The organism is Bradyrhizobium sp. 132 (genome assembly GCF_023074185.1).
Classification (GTDB): Bacteria; Pseudomonadota; Alphaproteobacteria; order Rhizobiales; family Xanthobacteraceae; genus Bradyrhizobium.
Genome location: NZ_JADPKY010000094.1, coordinates 210,457 through 234,510, shown reverse-complemented (window position 1 = coordinate 234,510; position 24,054 = coordinate 210,457). Strand labels below are relative to the sequence as shown.

25 protein-coding genes and 2 pseudogenes are annotated in these 24,054 nt (G+C 63.3%); 11 read left to right on the top strand and 16 right to left on the bottom strand.

Features of this window, described 5'->3' with window-relative positions:
* Positions 1-14: 14 nt before the first annotated feature.
* Positions 15-1,670 (bottom strand): acetolactate synthase large subunit, encoded by a 1,656-nt coding sequence (locus IVA74_RS17075; protein ID WP_247346137.1) that lies wholly within the window; start codon positions 1,668-1,670, stop codon positions 15-17.
* A gap of 1,043 nt (positions 1,671-2,713) precedes the next feature.
* On the opposite strand from IVA74_RS17075, the gene IVA74_RS17070 reads away from it, so the two are divergent.
* From IVA74_RS17070 to IVA74_RS17060, 3 genes are all read left to right on the top strand, one after another.
* Positions 2,714-3,067 carry an MmcQ/YjbR family DNA-binding protein gene (locus tag IVA74_RS17070; protein ID WP_247346135.1) on the top strand — a complete coding sequence of 118 codons (354 nt, stop codon included), beginning with the start codon at positions 2,714-2,716 and terminating at the stop codon, positions 3,065-3,067.
* A gap of 81 nt (positions 3,068-3,148) precedes the next feature.
* A complete protein-coding gene (locus IVA74_RS17065; RefSeq protein ID WP_247346132.1) occupies positions 3,149-4,021 on the top strand; it encodes a bifunctional helix-turn-helix transcriptional regulator/GNAT family N-acetyltransferase in 873 nt (290 codons plus the stop codon).
* A 57-nt stretch (positions 4,022-4,078) separates the two neighbouring features.
* Positions 4,079-4,465, top strand: coding sequence for an ester cyclase (locus IVA74_RS17060; protein WP_247346130.1), 387 nt, complete (start codon positions 4,079-4,081; stop codon positions 4,463-4,465).
* A gap of 22 nt (positions 4,466-4,487) precedes the next feature.
* Here IVA74_RS17060 and IVA74_RS17055 read toward each other — a convergent pair whose 3' ends face one another.
* The 4 genes from IVA74_RS17055 to IVA74_RS17040 form a co-directional block, all read right to left on the bottom strand.
* A complete protein-coding gene (locus IVA74_RS17055) occupies positions 4,488-5,708 on the bottom strand; it encodes an MFS transporter (protein ID WP_247346127.1) in 1,221 nt (406 codons plus the stop codon).
* A 115-nt stretch (positions 5,709-5,823) separates the two neighbouring features.
* Positions 5,824-6,840, bottom strand: coding sequence for an esterase (locus IVA74_RS17050; protein ID WP_247346125.1), 1,017 nt, complete (start codon positions 6,838-6,840; stop codon positions 5,824-5,826).
* A gap of 201 nt (positions 6,841-7,041) precedes the next feature.
* On the bottom strand, positions 7,042-7,632 hold the full coding sequence (locus IVA74_RS17045; RefSeq protein WP_247346122.1) for a DUF308 domain-containing protein: 591 nt from the start codon (positions 7,630-7,632) through the stop codon (positions 7,042-7,044).
* A 98-nt stretch (positions 7,633-7,730) separates the two neighbouring features.
* Positions 7,731-8,315: a TetR/AcrR family transcriptional regulator gene (locus IVA74_RS17040; RefSeq protein ID WP_247346119.1), complete on the bottom strand. Its 585-nt coding sequence runs from the start codon at positions 8,313-8,315 to the stop codon at positions 7,731-7,733.
* A 77-nt stretch (positions 8,316-8,392) separates the two neighbouring features.
* Here IVA74_RS17040 and IVA74_RS17035 point away from each other — a divergent pair, with 77 nt between their 5' ends.
* The gene (locus IVA74_RS17035; protein ID WP_247346116.1) at positions 8,393-8,890 is read left to right on the top strand and encodes a peptide deformylase; all 498 of its coding nucleotides are present in this window, start codon (positions 8,393-8,395) and stop codon (positions 8,888-8,890) included.
* 42 nt (positions 8,891-8,932) lie between these two features.
* Here IVA74_RS17035 and IVA74_RS17030 read toward each other — a convergent pair whose 3' ends face one another.
* Genes IVA74_RS17030 through IVA74_RS17020 form a run of 3 tightly spaced genes read right to left on the bottom strand, consistent with a single transcriptional unit; the run spans position 8,933 to position 10,811 of the window.
* A complete protein-coding gene (locus IVA74_RS17030; RefSeq protein WP_247346113.1) occupies positions 8,933-9,295 on the bottom strand; it encodes a metalloregulator ArsR/SmtB family transcription factor in 363 nt (120 codons plus the stop codon).
* A complete protein-coding gene (locus IVA74_RS17025) occupies positions 9,295-9,957 on the bottom strand; it encodes an SRPBCC family protein (protein WP_247346109.1) in 663 nt (220 codons plus the stop codon). Before IVA74_RS17025 ends, IVA74_RS17030 begins: the two co-directional genes overlap by 1 nt.
* Positions 9,958-10,013: 56 nt before the next feature.
* Positions 10,014-10,811 (bottom strand): helix-turn-helix transcriptional regulator, encoded by a 798-nt coding sequence (locus IVA74_RS17020; RefSeq protein WP_247346106.1) that lies wholly within the window; start codon positions 10,809-10,811, stop codon positions 10,014-10,016.
* Between the two features lie 125 nt (positions 10,812-10,936).
* Between IVA74_RS17020 and IVA74_RS17015 the strand changes: the two are divergent.
* Together IVA74_RS17015 and IVA74_RS17010 are read left to right on the top strand one after the other, a co-directional pair.
* Positions 10,937-11,230 (top strand): annotated as a pseudogene (locus tag IVA74_RS17015) (carboxylesterase family protein); the annotation flags it as partial.
* Positions 11,231-11,265: 35 nt separating this feature from the next.
* Positions 11,266-12,486, top strand: coding sequence for a carboxylesterase family protein (locus tag IVA74_RS17010; RefSeq protein WP_247346102.1), 1,221 nt, complete (start codon positions 11,266-11,268; stop codon positions 12,484-12,486).
* Positions 12,487-12,492: 6 nt separating this feature from the next.
* On the opposite strand, the gene IVA74_RS17005 is transcribed toward IVA74_RS17010, so the two are convergent.
* The 3 genes from IVA74_RS17005 to IVA74_RS16995 all read right to left on the bottom strand — a co-directional run bounded on the left by IVA74_RS17005 (position 12,493) and on the right by IVA74_RS16995 (position 15,794).
* Positions 12,493-13,758 (bottom strand): serine hydrolase, encoded by a 1,266-nt coding sequence (locus IVA74_RS17005; protein WP_247346057.1) that lies wholly within the window; start codon positions 13,756-13,758, stop codon positions 12,493-12,495.
* Positions 13,759-13,854: 96 nt separating this feature from the next.
* Complete coding sequence (locus IVA74_RS17000) at positions 13,855-14,736, bottom strand: AraC family transcriptional regulator (RefSeq protein ID WP_247346054.1); 882 nt, start codon at positions 14,734-14,736, stop codon at positions 13,855-13,857.
* Positions 14,737-14,894: 158 nt separating this feature from the next.
* Complete coding sequence (locus IVA74_RS16995) at positions 14,895-15,794, bottom strand: HNH endonuclease (RefSeq protein ID WP_247346051.1); 900 nt, start codon at positions 15,792-15,794, stop codon at positions 14,895-14,897.
* Between the two features lie 544 nt (positions 15,795-16,338).
* Here IVA74_RS16995 and IVA74_RS16990 point away from each other — a divergent pair.
* Positions 16,339-16,764, top strand: coding sequence for a VOC family protein (locus IVA74_RS16990; RefSeq protein ID WP_247346049.1), 426 nt, complete (start codon positions 16,339-16,341; stop codon positions 16,762-16,764).
* Positions 16,765-16,877: 113 nt separating this feature from the next.
* Here IVA74_RS16990 and guaA read toward each other — a convergent pair whose 3' ends face one another.
* Positions 16,878-18,476: a glutamine-hydrolyzing GMP synthase gene (guaA, locus tag IVA74_RS16985; RefSeq protein WP_247346046.1), complete on the bottom strand. Its 1,599-nt coding sequence runs from the start codon at positions 18,474-18,476 to the stop codon at positions 16,878-16,880.
* 148 nt (positions 18,477-18,624) lie between these two features.
* Between guaA and IVA74_RS16980 the strand changes: the two genes are divergently transcribed.
* The 3 genes from IVA74_RS16980 to IVA74_RS16970 all read left to right on the top strand — a co-directional run bounded on the left by IVA74_RS16980 (position 18,625) and on the right by IVA74_RS16970 (position 19,885).
* Positions 18,625-18,996 carry a nuclear transport factor 2 family protein gene (locus IVA74_RS16980; protein ID WP_247346043.1) on the top strand — a complete coding sequence of 124 codons (372 nt, stop codon included), beginning with the start codon at positions 18,625-18,627 and terminating at the stop codon, positions 18,994-18,996.
* A gap of 87 nt (positions 18,997-19,083) precedes the next feature.
* A complete protein-coding gene (locus IVA74_RS16975) occupies positions 19,084-19,416 on the top strand; it encodes a DHCW motif cupin fold protein (RefSeq protein WP_247346038.1) in 333 nt (110 codons plus the stop codon).
* Positions 19,417-19,675: 259 nt separating this feature from the next.
* Positions 19,676-19,885, top strand: coding sequence for a cold-shock protein (locus IVA74_RS16970; RefSeq protein ID WP_007592195.1), 210 nt, complete (start codon positions 19,676-19,678; stop codon positions 19,883-19,885).
* A gap of 105 nt (positions 19,886-19,990) precedes the next feature.
* On the opposite strand, the gene IVA74_RS16965 is transcribed toward IVA74_RS16970, so the two are convergent.
* Together IVA74_RS16965 and IVA74_RS16960 are read right to left on the bottom strand one after the other, a co-directional pair.
* Positions 19,991-21,292 carry an RsmB/NOP family class I SAM-dependent RNA methyltransferase gene (locus IVA74_RS16965; protein WP_247346036.1) on the bottom strand — a complete coding sequence of 434 codons (1,302 nt, stop codon included), beginning with the start codon at positions 21,290-21,292 and terminating at the stop codon, positions 19,991-19,993.
* A 47-nt stretch (positions 21,293-21,339) separates the two neighbouring features.
* The gene (locus IVA74_RS16960; protein ID WP_247346033.1) at positions 21,340-21,762 is read right to left on the bottom strand and encodes an MAPEG family protein; all 423 of its coding nucleotides are present in this window, start codon (positions 21,760-21,762) and stop codon (positions 21,340-21,342) included.
* A gap of 146 nt (positions 21,763-21,908) precedes the next feature.
* On the opposite strand from IVA74_RS16960, the pseudogene IVA74_RS16955 reads away from it, so the two are divergent.
* Positions 21,909-22,249, top strand: a pseudogene (locus IVA74_RS16955) (metallophosphoesterase); the annotation flags it as partial.
* 15 nt (positions 22,250-22,264) lie between these two features.
* On the opposite strand, the gene IVA74_RS16950 reads toward IVA74_RS16955, so the two are convergent.
* Together IVA74_RS16950 and IVA74_RS16945 are read right to left on the bottom strand one after the other, a co-directional pair.
* Entirely contained in the window at positions 22,265-22,561 is a 297-nt protein-coding gene (locus tag IVA74_RS16950; RefSeq protein WP_247346777.1) for a hypothetical protein, read from the bottom strand.
* Between the two features lie 150 nt (positions 22,562-22,711).
* On the bottom strand, positions 22,712-23,734 hold the full coding sequence (locus IVA74_RS16945; protein WP_247346027.1) for an NADP-dependent oxidoreductase: 1,023 nt from the start codon (positions 23,732-23,734) through the stop codon (positions 22,712-22,714).
* Positions 23,735-24,054 lie beyond the last annotated feature (320 nt).

Genomic DNA, 24,054 nt, shown 5'->3' with positions numbered 1-24,054 from the left:
TCGACGGCTTGGCGTTACTTCTCCCGGGCCCGCAACTCGTCGACGAGCACCCGCACATTCTCCGAATAATCGATCGGGATCACGACCAGATGCACGCCGCCCTCCTTGAAGGCGGCATCCAGCGTCGGAGCAAAACTGTCGATGCTCTCGATCCGATGTCCCTTTGCCCCATAGGCCTGCGCGTACAGGACGAAATCGGGATTGCCAAAGGTCATGCCGAAATCGGCAAAATGGTCGACGGCTTGTTTCCAGCGGATCATGCCGTAGGCGTTGTCCTCGAGCACCAGCACGACCAGATTGAGCTTGAGCCGGACGGCGGTCTCCATCTCCTGACTGTTCATCATGAAGCCGCCGTCGCCGGCGACCGCGAGCACGCGGCGGTCGGGATAGAGCATCGCGGCCATCATCGCCGACGGCAGGCCGGCGCCCATCGTCGCCAACGCATTGTCGAGCAGCAGCGTGTTGGCGACGCGGGTGCGATAGTTGCGCGCGAACCAGATCTTGTACATGCCGTTGTCGAGCGCGACGATACCGTTCTCCGGAATGACCTGCCGGATGTCGTGCACTATGCGTTGCGGCGTCGGCGGCCAGCGCGCTTCAGTGGCGCGATCGGCGATCCGGCCGAGAATCGTTTCGCGCAGCGGCAGCAGCGCGGCGGCTTGCGGCAGCTTGCCTTCGAGCCGGTCGGCGAGCAGTTCCAGGCTCGGGCCGACGTCGCCGACGACTTCCGCATCCGGAAAATACACCTGCTCGACGCTGGCCGGCGTGTAGCTGACGTGAATCACCTTCGGGCCCGAGGGCCCCATGATGAAGGGCGGCTTCTCGATCGGGTCGTGGCCGATCGCGACGATCAGATCGGCGGCGTCGATCGCGTCATGAACGTAGTCGCGTTCGGACAGCGCGGCAGTGCCCATGTAGAGATTGGTACCGCCCGGCACCGTGCCCTTCCCCATTTGCGTGGTGAAGAACGGAATGCCGGTCCGCCGCACGAAGGTCGCGATGCCGTGGGTCGCGCGCGGCCGGCTGGTCGCAGCGCCCATCATCACCAGCGGGTGCTTCGCAGCCAAAATCATCTCGGCAGCGCGATCGAGCGCGGCGCGATGGGCGACCGGGATCTCGATCGGATGAACCGGGATCATCGGGACATCAGGCACTTCATCGCCCGCGATGTCCTCGGGCAATTCGAGGTGCACCGGCCCCGGCCGCTCCTCCATCGCCACGCGAAACGCATCGCGCACCACAGTCGGGATGCTGGAGGCGCTGATGATCTGCCGCGACAGCTTCGTCAACGGCTTCATGGAGGCAACCACGTCGACGATCTGGAAACGCGCCTGCCGGCTGCTCATGATCGGCTTCTGGCCTGTGATCAAAATCATCGGCATCGCACCAAGATGCGCATACGCCGCGCCCGTCGACAGATTGAGCGCGCCCGGACCGAGCGTCGAAAGACAAACACCGGGCTTGCCGGTCAGCCGCCCGTACGTCGCGGCCATGAAGGCCGCGGCCTGTTCATGGCGGGTCAGGATCAGCTCGATCCTGGAGGTACGGAGCGATTCGACCACATCGAGATTTTCTTCGCCGGGCACGCCGAAGATGCGGTCGACGCCTTCGTTCTCCAGCGCGGCGACAAACAGGTCCGATCCTTTTGCTTTACGCTCCTGCCCACTCATGTCGCCTCCCGGTCACAATGTCGGCTCCCGTGTTCCACGGCAGCGGAGGCATGGTAACGGTCCGCAGCGCAGGCACAACTCACAAAGAGGCGCGCAGCTGCATCATCCCTGTCATCGCGAGCACAGCGAAGCAATCCAGACTGTCGCCGCGGAGAGATCCTGGATGGCTTCGCTGCGCTCGCAATGACGGAGTGTGGCGACAACGCTCCTCCCTCTCGTGTCCCGGACGCGGTGCGGCACGCAGTGACGCTTCGCAGAGCCAAGGAAGCTACGCCCATCGCTGTTGCACAGGCCCCGCCTCCAGCGCACCGCGAAGAGGCGCTGCGCTGCGTCTGGGGCACGACCATCGTTGAAGGACTGGCATGGGCTCGCATCCTCGCGGCATGTTCGCCCGAGCTTTGCTTTGCTTCATCGCCTTGCCCTCTTATGAAAGAGGGCGCAGGGAAGACCGGGTGCCGGCTGGCACCCACGGTCCACTGTGCGAAAGTTGCGCTACGAAAAGCTGCACAGCGGCATACAGGTGAAGCCAAACAACCGGCCTTCCCTGCGCAGCGGTTTTACGGCTTATGCCGTGCTCTCCCCGGGGAGCGATGCACTATTGCCCCCGTCGCCTCACAGATGCGCGGACCCGGTCGGGCCGCCACATCACCGCAAGACTTGACGCACAGACCCCGGGCGTCAGGACGACACGGTTTTGCCGTACGCGAGAGCGCACCGGTCGTGTGCGCGACGCCTTCGCTCACGGTTGCCCGCCCTGCGAAGCCGTTCGCGCCGGTGTGCCCAGCGTCCGCCGCCGCCCGGCCCGCGTTCGTGACGATCGCGATACGCCCCTCTTCCTTGGGCCGGAGTGAGGCGACACATACGTCGTTTCCGAATTTCGGTAAAGTGGAATATTTTTGATGGCCGGCATCGACCAACGGATGGCGTGTTTTGCCGACGGGCAACACAAAGTCTTGTAGCCCGGCGCCCTCACCTCGCCATCAGGCTAATCTCCGTGACGAGGCGGCGTTGCAAGCCGCGTGCGCCGTGCTATCGCTTGGGCGATGACTCCCAAAACCTTCGAAACCCGCTGCCTGCACCTGCCCGCTGTCACCAAGGTGGTACAGTGGGAGGGCACCTCCGTGTTCAAGGTCGGCGGCAAGATGTTCGCACTCGGCGGCGGCTTTGCCGCGCGCTCCGGCGGCTACATGTTCAAGGTCTCGAACATGGCCTATGCCATGCTGATCGAGCACGGCCTCGCGCGGCCGGCGCCGTATCTGGCGCGCGCCAAATGGGTGCAGCTCGTCGGCAACAGCGCACTGTCAGACGCCGAGCTCACAACCTATCTGGCGCAGGCGCACACGCTGATCGTGGCGAAACTGACGCGGAAGTCCCGCAAGGCGCTGGGCCTGGACTGAAGCGCGGCCGCTGCTGAGGCTGCTGAAGCGAGGGCCTGCAGTGATTGACTTCGATAATATGCCTGACTAAAGTCAGACATCATGCTCGACCCTGTTTCCCGCGTCCGCCGCTTCAACCGTGCCGTCACGTCGGCTGTCGGCGCGCTCGATACGTCATTCCTGGGACGCGGGCGGCCACTGGGGGCGGCGCGCGTGCTCAACGCGATCGGGCACGGGCGGTCGGACGTGGCCGAGATTCGCGACTATCTCGGCCTCGATTCCGGCCTGATGAGCCGCCTGCTCCGCAGCCTCGAGGACGAAGGGCTGGTCGAGACCATTGCGCATGAAGATGATGCGCGCCGCCGCGTGGCAACGTTGACACGTGCGGGCCGGCGCGAGTTCGCGGCCTATGAGGCGCTGTCGAATACGCAGGCCGAGAGCTTCCTCGCCCAACACTCGCAACGCGAGGCGCTGCTGGCGGCGATGGATTTGATTGCCTCCGCATTGACGCGCGAGCGCGTCACGCTGGACGAGATGGATCCACGGAGCGAACAGGCCCGTTATTGCCTCGGCGAATATTATGGCGAGCTCGGCCGCCGCTTCAAGCAGGGCTTTGACGTCTCGCTGTCGCGCGATCCTGACGCCAAGGATATGCGCCGCCCGCGCGGCACGTTCATCGTCGCGATCTCGGACACGCTGCCGATCGGCTGCGTCGGGCTCAAGGGCACGGATCACGGCTATGCCGAGATCAAGCGGCTGTGGGTCGCACCGGCAGCGCGCGGATTGCGGCTCGGCCGGCGCCTCATGGAAATGACCGAGGATGCTGCGCGCGGGCTCGGCATCAAGCTGCTGCGGCTCGACACCAACAGCGCCCTGGCGGAGGCCGGCCAGCTCTACCGCCGAAGCGGCTGGAGCGAGATCCCGCGCTTCAATGACGACCCCTATCCGGACCTGTTCTTCGAAAAACGTCTGTGAGCGCCGGCGCCGATTCCCCTGTTGCCGCGTTATGGCCGGAGCCGCAGGAGCAACGCCATGACCAGGTCCGACCTCGCCGACATCTATCGCAGCTACATCGCCTGCCTGAATCGGCAGGATTGGCCCGCCCTCGGACAGTTCGTTCACGATGACGTCGCCCACAATGCGCGACCGTTCGGACTGTCCGGCTATCGTGCCATGCTGGAGCACGATTTTCGCGAGATTGCGGACCTGCATTTCGACATCGAGCTGCTGGTCTGCGATCCGCCCCAAATTGCCTCCCGGCTGAAGTTCGATTGCACGCCGGCTGGAAAGTTTCTGGGGCTGGACGTGAACGGCAGGCGCCTGTCCTTTTGCGAAAACGTGTTCTATCAATTTCGCGACGGAAAGATACGGCAAGTGTGGTCCATCATCGACAAGCGCGCGATCGAGGCGCAGCTCTAGCGCTGCGCCTCGATGAACCTGCTTACGCCGCCGCCGGCGCCACCTCCGCTTGAGGCTTCGCGAACGGCCTGAAATTCATCGCCATCAGGAAGGCGCCGAGGCCCATCGCCCAGGAGGCGATGTAGAGCCAGGCGTAGCTCGAGAACGCATCGTAGATCAGGCCGCCCGCGAGCGGGCCCGTGGCCATGCCGAGGCTGCCGGCCATCGCGGTGCCGCCGATCACCGTACCCATCATCTTGAGCGGAAAGTTCTCGCGGATCAGCACCGCGTAGAGCGGCATGGTGCCGGCATAGATGAAGCCGAAGACGGCCCCGACCGCGTAGAACGTCGCGAGCTGATGCGCGAAGACATAGGCGAGTGCGCCGAACGCCTGCAACAGCAGACCCGAGACCAGCACGCGCTTGGCACCGAAACGGTCGCCCATCAGGCCGAAGGCGATGCGCCCGCCCATGCCGGCAAAGCCCTCGACGCTGTAGATCGTCACCGCCGCAATCAGCGGAATGCCGCAGCTCACGGCATAGGAGACGGTGTGGATGATCGGGCCGGAATGCGTGGCGCAGCAGAAGAAGTTGGTCGCGAGCAGGATCAGGAATTGCGGCGAGCGCAGCGCCTCGGCCAGCGACATTTCCCCTTGCGCGGCGCCCTCGCCCGCAGGCGCGGCCACGGCGTGCGCGAGCGCCGGCGGGGGGCGCACCAGGAACGAGACCGGGATCATGATGGCGCCAACCACCAGCGCCACGATCTGCATCGAGGTGCGCCAGTCATGGCCGGAGACGAGCCAGGCCGCGAGCGGCGCCATCGTCATCGGCGCCATGCCCATGCCGGCCGACACCAGCGACACCGCGAGGCTGCGATGGGTGTCGAACCAGCCGGTCACGGTCGCCATCATCGGCGCGAAGATCGCTGCACAGGAGGCCCCGACCAGAAGGCCAAAGACGAACTGAAACGCCAGCAGCGAGGTCACGTGGCTCGCCGCGAACAGGCTGACGGACAGCACCGCCGAGCCCGTTAGCACCACCGGCCGCGGCCCGAACCTGTCGCTCAGCGTGCCCCAGGCCATGCTGGTACAGGCCATCGCCAGAAAGCCGATCGTCATCGCGCTGGAAATGCCGGTCACCGACCAGCCGGTGTCCTTTGCAATCGGCTGCAAAAACACCGGCAGCGAAAACATGCCGCCGATCGCGACGCAGCCGAGCAAGCCGCCCGCGGCGACGACCACCCAGCGATACGAGGAAGAGTTCATTTTGGTCTCCCGTCAGGTCTGACTGCCTGGAAGACGAATGGGAACTGCTCGCGCCGACAGCCGGCACCACGGCATCGGAGCAATTTTTTCGGGACCGGCCGCGCTCACGCTCCGCCTAGTTCGCCAGTCCCTGCTTCCCGATCCAATCGTTGATCAGCCTGGCGACGTCGTCCGAATTGCGGTCCATCATCATCATGTGGGTGTTGCCCTTGATCCCCATCTTGGGCAGCTCGAACGTATCGACCTTGCCGCCCGCCGCCGCGACCGCCTGGCCCCATTTGGTCGGATTGACCACGAGCTTGGACCAGACCGGGACCTTGTCGAGGAAATCACCCCATACGATCAGATGCGGCACGCCCTTGAGTTTCGCAGCATCGGCCTTGGCCGGATCGGGTGCCCCCGACGGCTCGACGGTGATCAGCGCCTTCACCTTGTCCGGCGCATTGAGGGCGGCGGTGAAGCCGAAATTGCCGCCTTGGCTGTGAACCAGGATGATGCACGGGCACACCTTCTGCACCAATGCATCGTAGGCTTTTTGCGTGGCGGCGTCATTGGTGGCCCAGCGCGGAATGCCCTGCTTGGCGAACTGGTCGAACGCCTCGATCGGGAATTGCTCGCCCTCGAATGCCTCGCGCTTGCCGCCGACCTCGTAGCTCGGCCCGATCCGGAACAACTCCCATGCTTCCTTCTTGGGCCGGAAGAACGGCTCGCTCTTGAAGATCTCCGGATAGCGCGCCCAGGAGGCGCGGCCGCGCTCCACCGCATCCGAGACGTAGACGTCGTAGCCCGCATTGAGGAAGAACTGCTGCCAGCCCGGCTTGCCGTCGGGCTTGGTCTCCCATGTCACACCCGAAAGGCCGCCGCCGTGCCAGAGCAGCAGCGGCAGTTTCGACTTCGGCGCTGCCTGCTTGACGAATTGAACGTACATCTGCTCGACCTCGAACTCGCCGTTCGGATCGACCTTGATCGGCGGAGCGCCTGGCGAGAACACAATCTCCTTGGAAGGAAGCCCGCTCAGCGTTTCGGTGTGGCCGCCGACGTGAAAGCTGCCGACTTCCTTGACCAGATAGTCGGCCGCGGCCGGGGTCGCGGCTGCGATGGTCGCCGCCAGCGCGATTGCGATTGTGCGCATGAAGCTCTCCTCCGACTCTTGTTGTTGGCGGCATTGTCCTCAACAAAAATGCGGAAAACAACCCCATGCACAGTAGACGGCCCCTGCGGGATCAATGGCTTACGATGCGAGCAACTTGCGATTCCAAGAACTTCCGATGCTAAGCCGCGAATTGACTCGTCGGGCAAAACATCAGCATGATGTCATCATCCCGCCATCGCATCATCGCTGCTGTGTCCTCTTGACGCTATGGCGCCATTCGCTGACGGTCAGCCATACCGCCGAGACCAGGAAGTAGAGCGCGCCGACAGCAGCATAGCCCGCGACATTCGCGATCGATGGAGACATCGGCGTCGTGGCCTGAAAGATGAAGAAGCCGCCTGCGAGCGCCGACTGGGCCCCGCTGAGCACCATGGCCCATTGCGCGCCAAAACTCCTCCAGCGGCGGATGGCCGTCCCGAGCTGGAGCAGTCCTGACAGGATCGCCCAGGCCCCGAACACTCCGAGCACCCGGTTCATGCTCATCTGCAAGGCAACAAGCATCGCGACAGTGGTCGCCAGGCTGACCACGACGTTCAGAGCCTGCGTGCGGTTTTGAGCGAGCCCGCCGCTGCGCAACGCGTCGACCAAGTTGGCCGCGGCGTCCCATGCCGGGTAGAGCACGAGCAAGGCTCCCGCGATCACCGGAGATGACGGCCCGACGGCAAACGAAGCTCCGACCCAGGCGACCGAGAACGCCGCCCGGATGAAGTAGTAGAACTTCAGCCATCGCTCGCGATCGGCACGAACGAGATCCAATTGATGATACGCCATTCCACCCTCCTTTACCTACTAGTTGGTAGTCTTCGCCGATAGCAAGGCGCCTCGCCCGGCTTGGCTACCGGGTGTCGTGGTCGTCTCGCCGATGTCTCTCAATGTCTGGTGGACAGCCGATCCAGCAGCGGGGTGGTGATCACACCGAACATTTTTGGATCGCCATAGGCGCGCGCCGACAGCATCGCGCCGTGAATGGTCGCCATGAAGCCTTCAGCCTCGACCTTGGCTGTGCCGGAGAGTTTGAACCGCCCCTTCCGCTTGCCGCGCTCCATCACCGATGTCAGCCACGAAGCCAGCGAACGGAAGTGCGCACGGACTTCGAGCGCGACTCCCTCCGGCAAGATCGGAAGCTCGCTGGCAAGCAGCGCGCACACGCAGAACGGCGCCGTCGCATCATTGATGCACGCTTCCCAATACGCGACATAGTTTTTGAGCTGATCGCGCGGATCAGGGACATTGCGCTCGAGCGCCGACAGTCCCGCCTCGGCTTCGGCGCGGTAGCGCGACACGAGGGTGCGGACCAGATCGACCTTGCTGGCGAAATGGTGGTGGATGCTCGGCTTGCGGATGCCGACAACATCGGCCACGTCGGCGTAGCTGAAGCCGTTATAGCCGCCCGCGATGATCAAGGTGCGCGCGCAGGCGAGGATGTCGTCGGCAGTCGAGGAAACATTGGTCATGGCCGATTAGCTACCTTCCAGTTGGTAGGGCGTCAAGAACGGGATGCTTCAACCATCCGTGAGTGGTAGGAGCCTGCATGACCATTCGCCCGATCGTCCGCTATCCCGACCGCCGCCTCGCGATGCCGGCTCGCCCCGTCACTGCATTCGACGCCGCCTTGCGCGAGCTTGCAGCGGATTTGCTTGAGACCATGCGCGCCGCGCCCGGCATCGGCATCACGGCGCCGCATATCGGCGTGCCCTTGCGCGTCGTCGTGCTCGAGCTCGACGCCAGGGAGGGCGCGCGCACCTACGTCAATCCGGAGATCGAATGGGCCTCACCCGAGATGATCCTGCATCGCGAAGGCAGCGTCTCGATGCCCGGGGTCAACGACGAGGTCCAGCGCCACGCCCGCGTGCGGATCAGCTATTGGGATCTCGACGGCAACATGCAGAGCGAGGAGTCGGAAGCCTTGCGCGCCGTCTGCCACCAGCACGAGATCGACCAGCTCGACGGGACGTTCTGGATTCAGCGGCTGTCGCGGCTGAAAAGGGAGCGGCTGGTGAAACGGTATGAGAAGATGTCGCGGGGCTGAAGGTGACTGTTCGCTCCTCTCGCCATTTTTGTTCGTAGTTTATCAAGCCCTCTTCCCGCTCCGTTTGGTCATGGGAGCGTTACGACGCTCGCGTTTGCCGCGCGCGATCTCGGTCGCCAGCGCGTCCAGCTTCGGCTCCCAAAAATTTCTGAATTGATCGATCCATGCATCCACCGCCCGCAGGCCCGCGACATCGACCGAATAGAGTCGTCTCTGCGCCTCCGCCCGAACCGTTGCAAAGCCGCTCTCGCGCAGCACCTTGAGGTGCTGCGACACAGCCGCCTGCGTGATCCCGAACTCGGCCCCGATCACTTCGACGACCTCGCCGGACGCCATTTCCCGAGGCGCGAGCAGCTCGAGGATGCGACGGCGCACGGGATCAGCGAGGACCTCGAAGATTTGCATCAGCTTCCTGTGCCCGGATGGGCGATGTCAGGCGGCATCTCACCGCGATAAAATGCGATGGTGCGGTCAGAGCGCTGCTTCGCCGAAGCCGCATCGACCCCGCTCGCGACGTGCGCCGCGCGCCAATACTCGCCGCTACTCGTCATGAATTCCTTGCCCGCGGGAGAGCCCATCCATGCCTCGGCCGTTTCGTGGTCGACCGATGCCCCGGTCGCAACATATCGCTCGAGTCCCGCAATGGCGAGATCCCAGCCGATCCCCACGGCCCCCGGACCGAACTGATTCCAATGATCCTCGATCATCGCAGTGTGCTCGAGCGTCAAGCGCGCCTGACTTCGTTCTGCTTTCAGTATGACATCGATCCAGCTCATGGCGCCGCCGAATTCCCACGTCGCAGCAAAATGGGTCGGCGGCGTGCATGCCGTGATGGTACCGCCTGCATTCCCCTTGAGCTGGTACTTTCCACCGAGCCGGAGGTCTCCCTCGACCGGCAAGAACCACCGCGGAATGCGCTGCTGGCTGGTCACTGCGTCCCAGAGATCGTCGACGCTCGTCTCGTAAAGCCGGGTCAATGTCACTGCACTGGCCGCTCTCCCGTCCTTCTCGAAATTCTTTACCGAACGCGTCACAAGCCCCAATACCCTGGCAACGTCGATTTCCATGGCGCTCCTCCTTGTCGTTTCATGCAAGAATGAATACCGGTCGAAGCTAATATAAGTCAATTCTTATATTCAGGAGAGATGCTGCTCAAATATTTCGCCGGCGGCTTCCCGAGCGCCTTCTTGAACATCGTGATGAAGGCCGCGACCGACTCGTAGCCGAGGTCGGCCGAAACCTGCTGCACGCTGGCGCCGGAGGTGAGTTCTCGCAAGGCGACGATCAGGTGCAGTTGCTGACGCCAGCGCCCGAAGCTCAATCCCGTCTCCCTGACGACGAGACGCGCGAGGCTGCTCTCGCTCAGCGCAACGCGATGGGCCCATTCGGCCAGGGTCCTGCGGTCGGAAGGGTCTTTTGCCAGCGCTGCAGCAATCTTCTTCAAGCGCGGCTCGGGCGAGAGCGGCAGATGGAGCTGCTGAACCGGCATGCGAGGGAGTTCGCGCAGAAGGACGCTCGCCAGGAGGTCCACCCTCGCCTCGTCATCCGCAATCTGATCGGACAGCTCGACGATCAATTCACGCAGCAGCGGGGAGATCGAGAGCGTGCAGCACCGATCCGGCAAATCCACGACGTCGGGCTCGATATAGACGAAGAACAGCCGGGCATTTTCTGTCGCGAGGTTGCTGTGCTGCATGCCCCCGGGCACCCAAACTGCGCAATGCGGCGGCACCATCCACAGGCCATTGGGAACGCGGCAGGTGACGCCGCCTCCCAACGCAAAAACAAGTTGCCCTTTGCGGTGCCTGTGATCGGGCACCTCCGCCTTGGTCCCGATCACGTCAACGCGCACGGCGATGACAGGTGCGGAGCGATCGTCCACATCGAGATTCGTCCACGGAAAGCGAAGGGACTGCCGCATGCTTGCCTGTTTTTAGCAATTGATTGGCAGAATACCTAAATCGAGCAGACAAGAAAGTCGATAGGCTGTCGCCTGAACCTGCCTGGCTGCGGCCAGGTGCGCACACGCGAGCAAGAGATACGACCATGCATGCCTTCACGATCGAGACAGCCGCCGGGCTGGAACGTGTGGTTAGCACACAAGGCGGCTCCGTGCGTGGCGGCTCGCGCGATGCCAGCGGCGTGCTGGCGTTCAAAGGCATTCCCTACGCAGCACCGCCGGTCGGACCTTTGCGTTGGTGCGCACCGCAGCCGCCCTCACCATGGGACGGCGTGCGCGATGCGTTGGCGTTCGGCGCGGGGTGTCTATCGGCGCTCGAAAACGACCAGCGGCCGGGACCGCGCGACGAGGATTGCCTCTATCTCAATGTCTGGACCGCGGCGAAGCACGCGGACGAGAAGCGGCCCGTGATGGTGTGGATTCACGGCGGCGGCTTCAGTTCGGCTCCTCGGCCAATCCCGCGACCGACGGCGGCGCGTTGGCCGCCAAGGGTGTCGTCGTGGTCAGCTTCAATTATCGCCTCGGCATCTTCGGCTTCTACGCCCATCCCGATCTCGACACGGAGGCACCCTCAGGCAATTACGGCCTGCAGGACCAGTTGATGGCGCTGCGCTGGGTCAAGGCCAACATCGCCGGCTTTGGCGGTGACCCCGATAACGTCACCCTGTTCGGCGAATCCGCCGGCGCCATGGCCGTCGGCATTTTGATGGCCTCGCCGCTCGCGCATGGACTGTTTCACAAGGCTATTGGACAGAGCGGCGCGTTCTGGGATGGCAAGCACGGCCCACTCCAGGGCTTTGAAGAAGCTCGCGCGCGTGGCCTCGCTTTCGCCCGGCAACAGGGCAACGGGTCCATCGCGGCCTTGCGCAGCATGCCGGCCGACCGGTTGAATGCAGCCGCGCCGTGGAGTTTCAGGACCAGCCCCGTCGTGACCGCGTTCTCGCCGAGTATCGATCATCACGTCGTGCCTGATGTGCCCGCGCGGCGATTCCTGCGCGGCGAACAGATGCACATCCCCTTGCTGGCGGGCTGGAATGCCGCCGAGGAAGTCCCTTTCGCCCCGCAGTCCCTCCCCGATCAATCGGCGAAAGCCTTTGTCGCCGCGGCTGCGGAGATGTTCGGCAAGGAACGCATCGCCGATTTCCTGAAGGTCTATCCCGCCGCGACCGACGTGGAGGCCAAAGCGTCCGCGGCGGCGCTTAACGGCGACACTGTGGTCGGCGAGCAATGCTGGCAGTGGCTGCGGCTGCATCGGCGCGAGGGACGTGCGCCCGTTTACGGTTATCACTTCAGCTACACCTCGCGTTACACGCCGATCGCCTCGCATGTCACGGACATTCCGTTCGTGTTCGGCAGCCTGACGCCGCAACAGGTGATCGGCAGCACGACGCCACCGGCCGAAGAAGACCGCGCCCTGGCGCAGACGATGATGAGCTATTGGGTGAATTTCGCCGCACACGGAGATCCCAACGGATCCGGCCTGCCGCCCTGGCCCGCCTATGACGAGAACGATGTCGTGCAGATCCTGGGCACAAAGATCAAAGCCCACCGCAATCCGCAAGCCGCTCGCTTCCGCTTCCTCGACAGTTTCAGGCAGGACGGCATATTGCCGATGCGCTGGCGGGAGGTGCCGTAAGCGGCCTCACCCGCCCGCCATCAACTCTTTCGCCAGCGCCATGTAGGCCGGCAGCGTCACGGGATCGTTGGCGGCGTTGCCCGCGGCCGGATGCGAGGCGTAGCGCGCGATCACCATCTCGGCTTTGGGATCGACGTAGATGCCCTGGCCGTGAACGCCGCGCGCCATGTAGGCGCCGTGGGCGTTGTGCGTGACCCACCATTGATTGCGATAGGACGCACCGGGCAGCGTGGTGTAGCCGGCCGGCTTGAATTTTTCGGGATCGCCGCCGCGCGCGATGTCCTCGACGACAGATGATGGCACGATCTGGCGGCCGTTGAAGCGGCCGTGATTGCGGATGGTCTCGCCGAAGCGGGCGAGATCGCGCAAGCAGGTCGACAGGCCGCCGCCGCCGCTTTCGGTGCCGATACGATCGACGTGGTAATGCGCGTCCTCCTCCGCGCCCATCGGCGTCCATATCCGCTCGGAGAGAAGATCGGACAACGTCATGCCGCTGGCGCGCCTGATGATCCAGGCCAGCACGTCGGAATTGACGGTCTTGTAGGCAAAGGCCTTGCCGTGCTCGCCCTGCTTTTTCTGCGCGACGAGGAAATCGAAAATATTGGTCGCGCCGTCATAGCCCGGCGGAATCGGCGCCATGCCGTTCGCCCGCCGCAGCCCCCACACCGCGGAATTCCTGTCGGTGTAAACTTCGGTGTATGCGAGCCCCGTGGTCATATCCATGGCCTCCCGCACGCGCGCATCGCCGAATGCGCTGGCCCTCAGCTCCGGCACATACTCCGTAACAGGCGCCTGCGGATCGATTTTGCCCTCGGCGACCAGAATGCCGGCGAGCGTGCCGGTGAACGATTTCGTCACCGACATCGCGATATGCGGCTTGTGCGGCTTCAACGCGCCAAAGTAGCGCTCGTAGATCAGCTTGCCCCGATGCATCACGGCGATGCCGTCGGCATAGGTCTCCTCCAGCATTTTTGCGAAGGTCATGGGACGTCCATCCATCGTGATCGAGGCGACCGCACCGATGTCATGGTCTTCGCGCGGAAGCACCGACGCGGGCCCCGCCCCGCGCCAGACGTTCACGGTCGGCACCAGCTGGCGGATGTTGCTCCACGCCCAGCGCAGCTCGGGGAAGCTGCGGAACGAGCCGTTCTGGAAGCTGACGGTGCGGTCCGGTGCCGGCGGGAAGCCTTTCATCCAGCCGAGGGTTTCGGGGTCGGTTTCGGTGGCGGTTGCGGGTGCGGGTGACTGGCTGGGGTCGGCGGCGGTGGACATGAAGGCAGGCTCCAGAGGGGACGTCATGGTCGTAGCACGGGAGCGCGCAACAGAGACCCGGCGTTTGTGCACGGAGACCTGCACGATGAGGCGCAGCTATTTCAGCGGCAGAAAAAGCTCCGCGACCGTCTCATGCTCCGGCACCTCCGGGAAGAAGCTCAGCCGCTGGCAATAGATCGGGAAGTCGCGCGCTTCCTCGCCGCTGGCCGGGAGCCACTCGCGATAAAGAAAGAGCGCGGCCGGCTCCAGATTGTCGGTGTAGCCGACGACGCGCAGCACGGCGCAGCGTCCGCCGGGAATCTCGCCAGCTTTGACCTCTTCGCCGTTCGCTTCGATGGGCTGGCCGGTCCCGACACAAAGGTCCATGCGATATTCGGCGGGCGGCACAGGACGCCGCTCGGAATGCCAGACATTGAAGGTCGGACTTGTCCTGGGGTGAAGGCCGGCGGCCCTGCGCCACGCGATGAACCGCTGGATGGTGGCGGGAAGTGTTTCAGGGCTCCCCCGATGCTCCATGATCGCCACTGGTGTCGGGGACACATCGCGTATCGTTACGTCGTCAGTGGTAAAAATTGTCTGCATGAGCTTGCTCCTGGCGTTGTCGAGAGGCACGAAGGCCGCAAGCCACGGCTCCCAGTCGGGAGACTTCCGGAACGATGACGGCGATTGCCCGAACCGTTGCCGAAAGGCGCGGGCGAAGGCGTCGGGTGCATCGTAACCTGCATCCATCGCGATCTCAGTGACATCAAGGGCGTCCATGTAGGCCAGCTGATGCGAAGCGCGCTTCATACGGGCCAGATGGATATAGCGATGCACTGACAACCCGAAAGTCGCCGTGAACTGCCGGTGGAAATGAAATTTTGAGAAGGCCGCAACACCGCTCACCGTTTCCAGGTCCAGATCATCGTCGAGATGCCGGTCAATATGATCCAGCACCCGCCGCATCCGGGTCTGATAGTTTTGCAGCGCCGCCTTCATCGTCCCTCCTCCGTGGCGGCTCCATCTAATCGCCGACGGCCATGATCCGCTCGACCGATCTTGCGGTTTGGCATGGATTCCGTCAGGAGGGCGGCAACTCGACAATGTGATCGAGCACAGGCACGCCGAGCGGCCGGAAGTGCCTGACACGACCGCACCTATTGCTTGAAACAATGCTCGCGATGCCAATTAAGAAAATGGGGGTGAGGCCGATCGGATATCCGATGCGGCGCAAGGGCGCGACCGGTCTTGTTGATGATCGACCGCACTCCGTCGGGATCATTTGTTTGGCGCGAGATCAATATCTCCAAATCGTCTGCCAAACTGATCAGACCGCGATCGAACATCCAATGCGCGGTACCTGAAAGAGCGATGCCATTGCTGATGATGTCCGGACCGCTCGCCTCAACCGGTCGTATGTGAGCCGCGACGACTTCTGCGCGCCCCATCCCGTTGATGAGCTTTAGCCCAGTAATCGCGCAACGCTCATCATAGGCCCGCAACACGATCCGACGAAAAACTCGATCGCGTAAGACTCTCGACACTGTGAGGCTAACGCGGTCTCTCTGCTGGTCGAACTTAAACGGCGCCTGCCTCTCCTCAACCTGAAGCAGTCGAACGTCCTCATCCACCCGGGGCAACAAGGGCGCGCCCTCCGCCAAGCCGAGTTCGCATATTCTATTGAAATCGTCCGGAGAGATTGGGCGGACTGCCGACTGCGCACGTCCTGAAATTCGGCCCTGCTCGTTCAGGACGCCGCGCTCTACGGGACCAGTCGGCCCGTTGAAAGGGACTGGATTGGCAAAATCGAGATAACTTCCGGGCTCGATCAGAGCGAGATACATCCCCGAGGCACCAGGGTCGGGAATCACCTGCTGAACCCGAGCAATCGCAAAGTAGCCGCGCGTCTCCGAGACCTTGCTTGGTTCGTAATAGATGATCCAATCGCCGATGCAGGCTTCAACGCGGCGGAGATATTGACTGGGAAACTGATATTGTTCAGCCGGGCTGTCATCGTAGATCGAGTCCGATCGATGGATGAATACCCCAAATCCCATGATTTATGCGACGACGCCTCTCCAGGAAGTAACTGCCTAATCCAGTGATGCCGAACCTGGAGAGGAAACTCCCTACTCCCACTCGATTATTTGAGCGATCATAATGCTTTGATTTAACAGACAAAAGTCTTTCCCTGTACGACGAAGAACCGACTGCCCGATCCGTCAGAAATTTTGCACTCTTGAATTCAAAGGAGAATTTCGGCGATTTGGAATCTGCTCGGTTTCAGCGACTATCGCCGACGATCGGTCGATTTTTTTGAAAGCCCGACGAATGTAAGCAGAAACGCCTCGCTGAAAAAAGACCGTCACCGTCCATGCGACCGGGGATTTTTGGTCCAATCGCGCCGATATGGCGCGTCGGATCGGCGAGCGCCGTGAAGGGTCAGTCCAAACCCACATCCGTAGTGTTTCCCTTGCAGGAAACCCATATGGCGGCACTGGCGTTCACACAATGGCCGACCTGTGCAGCGCCTACGCGCGCCCATCGTGTGGGCCAGTCTCTGATGGAACCGTAAGTCCCGCTTCTGCAAGAGGAGCTCATATGCAAGAGTTCGAGCGTATCAAAGTCTTGTTCGTTGCCGGGTTTGGGCCAATCGTCCGCGACAGAGTCGCGGGCGGAAAACTATACGGCGAGACCCTCAATATCTCATTCAAGAAGGAGCAGGGTGGTTACCTGCATACTGAGGCTCTGAAAGGAGTTCGGACTTTCGCCTTGTGGCCGCTCGATCAGGCGGCACAGTCCTGCTTTGGCAAAGATTCCTGGCCAGACAATACACCTGTTCCCCAAGCATGGCTCGAATTTGATGTCGAAGACGTTGAACGCGCAACTGCGGAACTGGAATCGCGAGGCTATCGACTGCTCATCAAGAACAAGAAGGAGCCATGGGGTCAGACTGTCACACGGTTCCTTTCGCCGGAAGGAATTCTGGTTGGACTAACAATCACTCCATCGATGCGGGACTCATGAGTGCCTCGGTGAATGTTTGGTGTCCCGCTCATTTCGACATTATCGAAGACGATCTGTTAAACTGAATTCCTAATCCTATCCGCGACTATCCAAACGCCGCCTTTCTACGCCCCCTACTCCCACTCAATCGTCCCCGGCGGCTTGCTGGTCACATCATAAACCACCCGGTTCACGCCCTTCACCTCGTTGATGATGCGCGTGGCGGTCTCGCCGAGGAACTTCATGTCGAACTGGTAGAAGTCCGCGGTCATGCCGTCGGTTGAGGTGACGGCGCGCAGGCCCACGACGAAGTCGTAGGTACGGCCGTCGCCCATGACGCCTACCGTCTTCACGGGCAGCAGCACGGCGAAAGCCTGCCAGATGTCGTCGTAGAGGCCCGCTTTCCGGATCTGGTCGATGTAGACGGCGTCGGCCTGGCGCAGGATGTCGAGTTTTTCGCGCGTGATATCGCCGGGGCAGCGGATGGCGAGGCCGGGGCCCGGGAACGGATGGCGGCCGACGAAGATTTCGGGCAGGCCGAGCTCGCGCCCGAGCTTGCGCACCTCGTCCTTGAACAGCTCGCGCAAGGGCTCGACGAGCTTCATGTTCATGCGCGCAGGGAGACCGCCGACATTGTGGTGCGACTTGATCGTCACCGAGGGGCCGCCGGTGAAGGAGACGCTCTCGATCACGTCGGGATAGAGCGTGCCTTGCGCCAGGAAGTCGGCGCCGCCGACCTTCTTGGCCTCCTGCTCGAACACCTCGATGAAGAGGCGGCCGATGGTCTTGCGCTTGGTCTCGGGGTCGGTGACGCCTTCGAGCTCGCCCAAAAATTGCTTCGAGGCATCCACGTGCACGAGCGGGATGTTGTAATGGTGGCGGAACAGGTCAACCACCGTCTTGGCTTCGTCGAGGCGGAGCATGCCGTGATCGACGAACACACAGGTGAGCTGGTCGCCGATGGCTTCGTGGATCAGCACGGCGGCCACGGCGGAATCGACGCCGCCGGAGAGGCCGCAGATCACCTTGCCCTTGCCGACTTGGCTGCGGATCTTAGCGATCTCCTCCTCGCGGAAGGCGCGCATGGTCCAGTCGCCGGAGAGGCCCGCGATCTTGCGGACGAAATTGCGGATCAGTTTTGCGCCGTCGGGCGTGTGCACCACTTCCGGGTGGAACATCAGGCCGTAATATTTGCGCGTCTCGTCCTGGATGATCGCGAAGGGCGCGTTCGGCGAGGTGCCGGCGACGGAGAAGCCCGGCGGCATCTTCGTGATGCGGTCGCCATGGCTCATCCAGACCTGGTTCTTGCCGCCTGACGACCAGACGTCCTCGAACAGCTTGCTCGCGGCTTTCACCTCGACATCGGCGCGGCCGAATTCGCGGTGATGGCCGCCCTCGACGGTGCCGCCGAGCTGGGCCGCCATGGTCATCTGGCCGTAGCAGATGCCGAGCACGGGCACGCCGGAATCGAAGATTGCTTGGGGCGCGCGGGGCGAGCCGGCCTCATGCACCGACTCAGGCCCGCCGGAGAGAATCACCGCCTTCGGCTTCATCTCCTTGAAGGCTTGTTCGGCCTTGTTGAACGGGACGATCTCGCAATAGACGCCGTCCTCGCGCACGCGACGCGCAATCAGCTGCGTCACCTGGCTGCCGAAGTCGACGATGAGAATCTTGTCGTGCGCCGAGGCCACTGAGGGCGTCGACGCGGAGCGGTCGTTCTGTGCTGCTGTCATGGCAAGCAGATACGCGACGGAGGCTTTTCCCGCAACCGCGCGGGCCGCGCGCCCACATTCTTCTTTGGGCGTGGACAAATGGATATAGGTCAGTATTATTGACCTAATACGCCTCGTCAATCACCAGGGGCCGATCAGGGAGGACGCCATGCCACCGCATCATCAGCCGTCGAATCTCGCCGCGCTCGGCCACACCTGGGTCGAGGCCTGGAATACTGGCGATCTCGAACGCGTGCTCACCCTCTATGACGAGGACGCCGTGATGACCTCGGACCGCATCCCCGCGATGGGATTCGAGCCGGATGGCACCGTGCGCGGCAAGGACGCTTTGCGCGCCTATTGGGGAAAGGCGCTCGGGCTGTTGCCCAACCTGCATTTCTCGTTGATCGAATTGTTCGTCAGCCCTGACAGCGTGGTGGTGTTCTACGAGAACGAGCGGGGAAAGCGGATCTGCGAGTATTTGCGGGTGAACGCGGCGGGGCTGATCGTGCAGGGCTCGGCTAATCATTTGGCGCCCTAAGCCTATCCTCGTCATTGCAATGACGGAGACTGTGGCGAACGCATACGCTAACAACACCGCCGCCGGACCACGACCAGGACCCCCACCATGAAACTCCCGACGTCCCCCTTCACGGTCACCGACTGGAGCAAGGTCACCCCGACCATCCATCCCGGCGAGACCGGGCAGGCCCAGTGGCGCACGCTCAACATCGGCGATCTCCGGGTGCGGATGGTCGAGTATTCACCGGGTTATCTCGCCGACCATTGGTGCGATCGCGGCCACGTGCTCTACGTGCTGCAAGGCGAGCTCGACAGCGAGCTGCGCGACGGCCGCACGTTCAAGCTCACGGCGGGGATGAGCTACCAAGTCTCGGATTTCGGCGACGCCGCGCATCGGTCCTCCACAGCGACCGGGGCAACGCTTTTCATCGTCGATTGAGGCCTCCCGGGTGGTTAATTTGCACCGCAAAATAGCAAATTGGCGCGACATCCCGAACCACGGGTGGTGCCTTGAAGTGGCCCCAAAATCTCGCTATATTGTGATCATCGATATTTGGCCGAACGACTGGGCCGCTTCGCTTCGTTGCTGACGGGCGCGCACGCTTCAGATGAATTCTCCAACATCGACTGATGAGGACTATGGACGCAATGTCGCGTTCCGGTCTGCGTGTTAACTTCTCAAGCAAAGGAAATTCCCCATGGCTATGGGCACCGTGAAGTGGTTCAACAATCAAAAGGGTTTTGGTTTCATCCAGCCGGATGACGGCGACAAGGACGTGTTCGTGCACATCAGCGCCGTCGAGCGCGCCGGCCTCTCGACCCTCAACGAGGGCCAGAAGGTCTCGTTCGACATCGTCGCCGATCGTCGCAGCGGCAAGTCCTCCGCTGACAATCTCCGCGTCGGCTAATCGCCGGCGCAACAGCGCTCTGACCACGGACGTACCGGTTAGAGGCGTTGAGACAACAGACCCCGCGACCGGTAACGGTTCGCGGGGTTTTTGTTTTGAGTGGATCTAGCCAGACTTCTTCAGCACCGAAACGAAGAACCCGTCCGTGCCCGTCCGCCGCGGCGTCATCAGCCATCCCTCCGGCGATTGCAGCGCGGCCTGCGCAAACTCCTCCGACTTGTCCCAGAGCACACTCGCGGTCTGCTCGGGTGGCACCACCGCGAATTCGGGATGGCGGCCGGTGAACGCCCTCACCTGCTCGCTGTTCTCCTCGGGCAGCACCGAGCAGGTGATGTAGGCGATGCGGCCGCCGGCCTTGACCAGCGGAACCGCGCGATCGAGCACCGCGGTCTGGTCCCTCAGGCGAATCTCCAGTGCCCCCGGGCGCATGCGCCATTTGGCGTCGGGGTTGCGGCGCCAGGTTCCGGTTCCCGTGCACGGCGCGTCGATCACGACAAGGTCGGCGGTGGCGCTGATGTCGGCCAGCGGATCGGCCTCGCCCTTGGGCGTGCGCACATCGGCATTGTGGACGCCGGCGCGCGACAGGCGTTCGTGAATGGGTACGAGCTGCCGCTTGTCGCTGTCGGTTGCGATCAGCCGGCCCTTGCCCTGCATCATCGCGGCGAGCGCCAGCGTCTTGCCGCCGGCGCCGGCGCAGAGATCGATCACCTGCTCGCCGGGTTTTGCCGCGGTCAAAGCGGCCGCAAGCTGCGATCCCTCATCCTGCACTTCAATTGCGCCCTTGATGAAATCCTCTTCCGCCTGGACGCCGGGGTTGCGTGCATCGGCCGAAAGCGCGATGCGCAGGCCGGTTGCGGACCAATGCGTCGGTTTCGCATGAAGATGAGCAAGCGCCCCCAGCACCTTGTCGCGATTGGATTTTAGCGTGTTGACGCGCAAGTCGAGCGGCGCCCGGCTCGCCATCGCGGCGGCCTCCGCCACGCGGTCCTTGCCGAACGCTTTCGCAAAGTATGGATCCAGCCATTCCGGATAGTCGCCGGCGATCGCGGCCGGGGCGTCCTTCAGCGAGCGCACGGCGAGCGCGGCCTGCTCGGCGTCGGTCAGCGGCGCGGGGGCAAAGCGGCTACCGTCGAACAGCGCGGCCATGGTGGCCGCGTCCATGTTGCGCTCGAGGCGGAGCATCCCGATCAGCCGCGCCCGGGCGGTGTCGGCATCCATCAGGAACGCACTCGAGGCATAGCGGCGCAGCACGTCCCAGACGAGGCCGGCGATCGCGGCGCGGTCGCCGGAGCCGGCGAAGCGGTGCGCAGTGCCCCACTCCTTGAGTGCCTTGGCGGCAGGAACGCGGTCCTTCTCGATGGTGTCGATCAGTTGGATGGCTGCGGACAGCCGGGCAGCGGGAGTCATTTCAAATCTTTCAGTGAATCCTGCAGATCAGGATTGGCGATTAGCGCCTAGATCAGCAACAGCATTTTCAGCGCGAAGTAGATCCACATCGCCAGCAGCACGAGCACGCCGGCGAGCCAGATCGTGGAGCGCGGGCCGAGCTGGTTCGAGGAGACAAATACGCCGGCATGGACGAACCGCGTCGCCACGAACACCCAGGACATCAGCACGATGAAGAGATCGGCATGGCGCAAGGGAAGCGCCAGCGCGATCAGGACATAGAGCAGCACCGGCAGCTCGAACTGGTTGCGGTAGCAATTGGCGAATTGTGTGGCGCCCTGCGGCCAGTTGGGCTCGCCCAGGGCAATGTCGCGGCTCTTGGTCTCGCCGGAGACGAGCGCGCGCCGGCGCCCCAGCGCCATGGCGATCAGGAGCGCGAAGGTGAGACCGACCTGCACGAAGACCGGCAGCAAAACCATTTGAATGGACATCGGAATTTTCCCGGGATCTTCCCATCCGGCGGAAGGCACAGCTAGCGTCCATTAGCCGTCACCGCTGTTCCTGACAATCAACGAGTTGAACCGGCGTTCCCGATGAGGCGGCCAACTGTCGATAGTTAAAGCGATTTTGGCCCCTTTGGGCGCAAAGCCTGCACGCCGCCCTGCCCGTCGCCTGCCGTTACATCCCCGGCAATCACGACATCGGCGACAATCCGACCGTGATCGGCCCCTCGCCGAAGCCGCCGGTCACGTGCACCAGCGGCGCGACTTCACCTGGCGCCACACCCACCACGTCTGGGCGCCTCAGCCGGCTTCAGGGATCAACGACGCGCGCCAGGACCGGATCGCGATCAAGAAGGTCGGGCTCGTGGAGTACCGCTTCCAGCCCGACAGCTTTGAGGTCCGCCACGTCAGGGCGGCCGGCCAGGTCGATGTCGACATCGAGGAGCTGTTCGCGCAGATGGGCGGCGAGCACTAGCTCGCCGGCCGGTGTTCAAGCGACGCTTTTGAGATCCTGCTGGATCGCGGCAAGCAAGGATTGCAGCGCCTCGCTGTTCACCGGCTTGGCCCCGGTATTGGCAGACTGAACATTGGCAGGCCGCGCGGCTTTGACCGGACGCTTGGGGAATGGCGGCAAAGGCGTGGGCATCGCGGGTTGCGTGAACGCGCGCTCATCATCGCCGTGAACGAATTTGCCATGGATGACGTCGTCTCGACGGCCCATGACGAACATGGTCGCCCAATAGCCGGCGGCCAAAAGGACTACGCAGAAAACAACAATCTCTAACATCATCGCACCTGAAATATGCGCAATGATTCAATGCCTTCGCCGGCCCGTCAATGAACCGACGGTCACACTTGCGGCTTTTGCGGGCAGGTGTGGCCGATCGGTCACTTTTTATTAACCATCTCCGGCCCCCGAGGGGGCCGGAGCGGCGGATCAAGCCTTGTCCGGCCCGACCCGCACCAGCTGCTTGCCGAAATTGGCGCCCTTCAGGAGCCCCATGAAGGCTCCGGGCGCGCTTTCCAGGCCCTCGGTGACGAACTCCCTGTACTTGACCTTGCCGTCCCGGACCCAGCCGGACATATCGCGCAGGAAGTCACCATGGCGGGAGGCGAAGTCGGAGACGATGAAGCCGCGGAAGGTCAGCCGCTTGGTCAGGATCGCGCGCATCATGCTGGCCGCCCATTTCGGCGGCTTGGCCTCGGTGTCGTTGTAGTGCGCGATCAGGCCGCAGACCGGCACGCGCGCGAATGGGTTGAGCAGCGGGAACACCGCCTCGAACACGGCGCCGCCGACATTCTCGAAATAGACATCGATGCCCTTCGGACAGGCGTCTTTCAGCTTCGCCGCCAGATCAGGATCGCGGTGATCGAGGCAGGCATCGAAGCCGAGCTCCTTCACCACGTAGTCGCATTTGTCCTTGCCGCCGGCGATGCCGACTGCGCGTGCCCCCTTGACCTTCGCGATCTGGCCTACCGCCGAGCCGACGGCACCGGAGGCGCCGGCGACGACGACGGTCTCGCCTTCCTGCGGCTTGCCGATATCGAGCAGGCCCGTGTAGGCGGTCATGCCGGGCATGCCGAGCACGCCAATGGCCGTCGAGATTGGCGCGAGCTTCGGGTCGATCTTGTTCAGCCCCTTGCCGTCGGAGATCGCATGCGTCTGCCAGCCCGCGCGCGACAGCACGATGTCGCCCTTGGCGAAGTTCGGATTGTTGGACGTCGCGACCTCGCAAACCGTACCGGCTTCCATCACGCCGCCGACCGGCACCGGCGTCGCGTAAGACGGACCGTCGCTCATGCGCCCACGCATATAGGGATCGAGCGACAGCCAGATCGTGCGCAGCAGGACTTCGCCCGCGCCTGGCGTCGGGACTGCGAATTCCTCAAGGCGGAAATCGGATGACTTCGGCTCGCCCACGGGACGCGCGGCGAGAACGATGCGTTTTGCTTGGGTCATGATGGCTTCCTCCAGAGTGTTCTTCGTCGCGAGCGAAGCGGAGGGAGGCAAGCGCGTCAATACAAAAGCATTGGGGTAACCGGCGCTGATGCGAGCGCGCCTCTCGTGTCCCGGACGCGCTGCAGCGCCCTTGCGCTGCTGCGCAGAGCCGGGACCCAGAACGCCCCATGCGATCAGGTGGAAAGATGGGCCCCGGCTCTGCAGCGCACCGCTAAAGAAGCGCTGCGCTGCGTCCGGGGCACGACACCGACGCCTACTCCCGCCCGGATCGTTCGGCGCCTCCCGCGTAGGTCCCGCTTCGCCAACCGGACATGCGAATA

What these genes read in the sequence shown, in the direction of transcription:
- IVA74_RS17075 (WP_247346137.1), bottom strand. Translation starts at nt 1,670, where the DNA reads ATGAGTGGGCAGGAGCGTAAAGCAAAAGGATCGGACCTGTTTGTCGCC.
- IVA74_RS17070 (WP_247346135.1), top strand. Translation starts at nt 2,714, where the DNA reads ATGACTCCCAAAACCTTCGAAACCCGCTGCCTGCACCTGCCCGCTGTC.
- IVA74_RS17065 (WP_247346132.1), top strand. Translation starts at nt 3,149, where the DNA reads ATGCTCGACCCTGTTTCCCGCGTCCGCCGCTTCAACCGTGCCGTCACG.
- IVA74_RS17060 (WP_247346130.1), top strand. Translation starts at nt 4,079, where the DNA reads ATGACCAGGTCCGACCTCGCCGACATCTATCGCAGCTACATCGCCTGC.
- IVA74_RS17055 (WP_247346127.1), bottom strand. Translation starts at nt 5,708, where the DNA reads ATGAACTCTTCCTCGTATCGCTGGGTGGTCGTCGCCGCGGGCGGCTTG.
- IVA74_RS17050 (WP_247346125.1), bottom strand. Translation starts at nt 6,840, where the DNA reads ATGCGCACAATCGCAATCGCGCTGGCGGCGACCATCGCAGCCGCGACC.
- IVA74_RS17045 (WP_247346122.1), bottom strand. Translation starts at nt 7,632, where the DNA reads ATGGCGTATCATCAATTGGATCTCGTTCGTGCCGATCGCGAGCGATGG.
- IVA74_RS17040 (WP_247346119.1), bottom strand. Translation starts at nt 8,315, where the DNA reads ATGACCAATGTTTCCTCGACTGCCGACGACATCCTCGCCTGCGCGCGC.
- IVA74_RS17035 (WP_247346116.1), top strand. Translation starts at nt 8,393, where the DNA reads ATGACCATTCGCCCGATCGTCCGCTATCCCGACCGCCGCCTCGCGATG.
- IVA74_RS17030 (WP_247346113.1), bottom strand. Translation starts at nt 9,295, where the DNA reads ATGCAAATCTTCGAGGTCCTCGCTGATCCCGTGCGCCGTCGCATCCTC.
- IVA74_RS17025 (WP_247346109.1), bottom strand. Translation starts at nt 9,957, where the DNA reads ATGGAAATCGACGTTGCCAGGGTATTGGGGCTTGTGACGCGTTCGGTA.
- IVA74_RS17020 (WP_247346106.1), bottom strand. Translation starts at nt 10,811, where the DNA reads ATGCGGCAGTCCCTTCGCTTTCCGTGGACGAATCTCGATGTGGACGAT.
- IVA74_RS17005 (WP_247346057.1), bottom strand. Translation starts at nt 13,758, where the DNA reads ATGTCCACCGCCGCCGACCCCAGCCAGTCACCCGCACCCGCAACCGCC.
- IVA74_RS17000 (WP_247346054.1), bottom strand. Translation starts at nt 14,736, where the DNA reads ATGAAGGCGGCGCTGCAAAACTATCAGACCCGGATGCGGCGGGTGCTG.
- IVA74_RS16995 (WP_247346051.1), bottom strand. Translation starts at nt 15,794, where the DNA reads ATGGGATTTGGGGTATTCATCCATCGATCGGACTCGATCTACGATGAC.
- IVA74_RS16990 (WP_247346049.1), top strand. Translation starts at nt 16,339, where the DNA reads ATGCAAGAGTTCGAGCGTATCAAAGTCTTGTTCGTTGCCGGGTTTGGG.
- guaA (WP_247346046.1), bottom strand. Translation starts at nt 18,476, where the DNA reads ATGACAGCAGCACAGAACGACCGCTCCGCGTCGACGCCCTCAGTGGCC.
- IVA74_RS16980 (WP_247346043.1), top strand. Translation starts at nt 18,625, where the DNA reads ATGCCACCGCATCATCAGCCGTCGAATCTCGCCGCGCTCGGCCACACC.
- IVA74_RS16975 (WP_247346038.1), top strand. Translation starts at nt 19,084, where the DNA reads ATGAAACTCCCGACGTCCCCCTTCACGGTCACCGACTGGAGCAAGGTC.
- IVA74_RS16970 (WP_007592195.1), top strand. Translation starts at nt 19,676, where the DNA reads ATGGCTATGGGCACCGTGAAGTGGTTCAACAATCAAAAGGGTTTTGGT.
- IVA74_RS16965 (WP_247346036.1), bottom strand. Translation starts at nt 21,292, where the DNA reads ATGACTCCCGCTGCCCGGCTGTCCGCAGCCATCCAACTGATCGACACC.
- IVA74_RS16960 (WP_247346033.1), bottom strand. Translation starts at nt 21,762, where the DNA reads ATGTCCATTCAAATGGTTTTGCTGCCGGTCTTCGTGCAGGTCGGTCTC.
- IVA74_RS16950 (WP_247346777.1), bottom strand. Translation starts at nt 22,561, where the DNA reads ATGTTAGAGATTGTTGTTTTCTGCGTAGTCCTTTTGGCCGCCGGCTAT.
- IVA74_RS16945 (WP_247346027.1), bottom strand. Translation starts at nt 23,734, where the DNA reads ATGACCCAAGCAAAACGCATCGTTCTCGCCGCGCGTCCCGTGGGCGAG.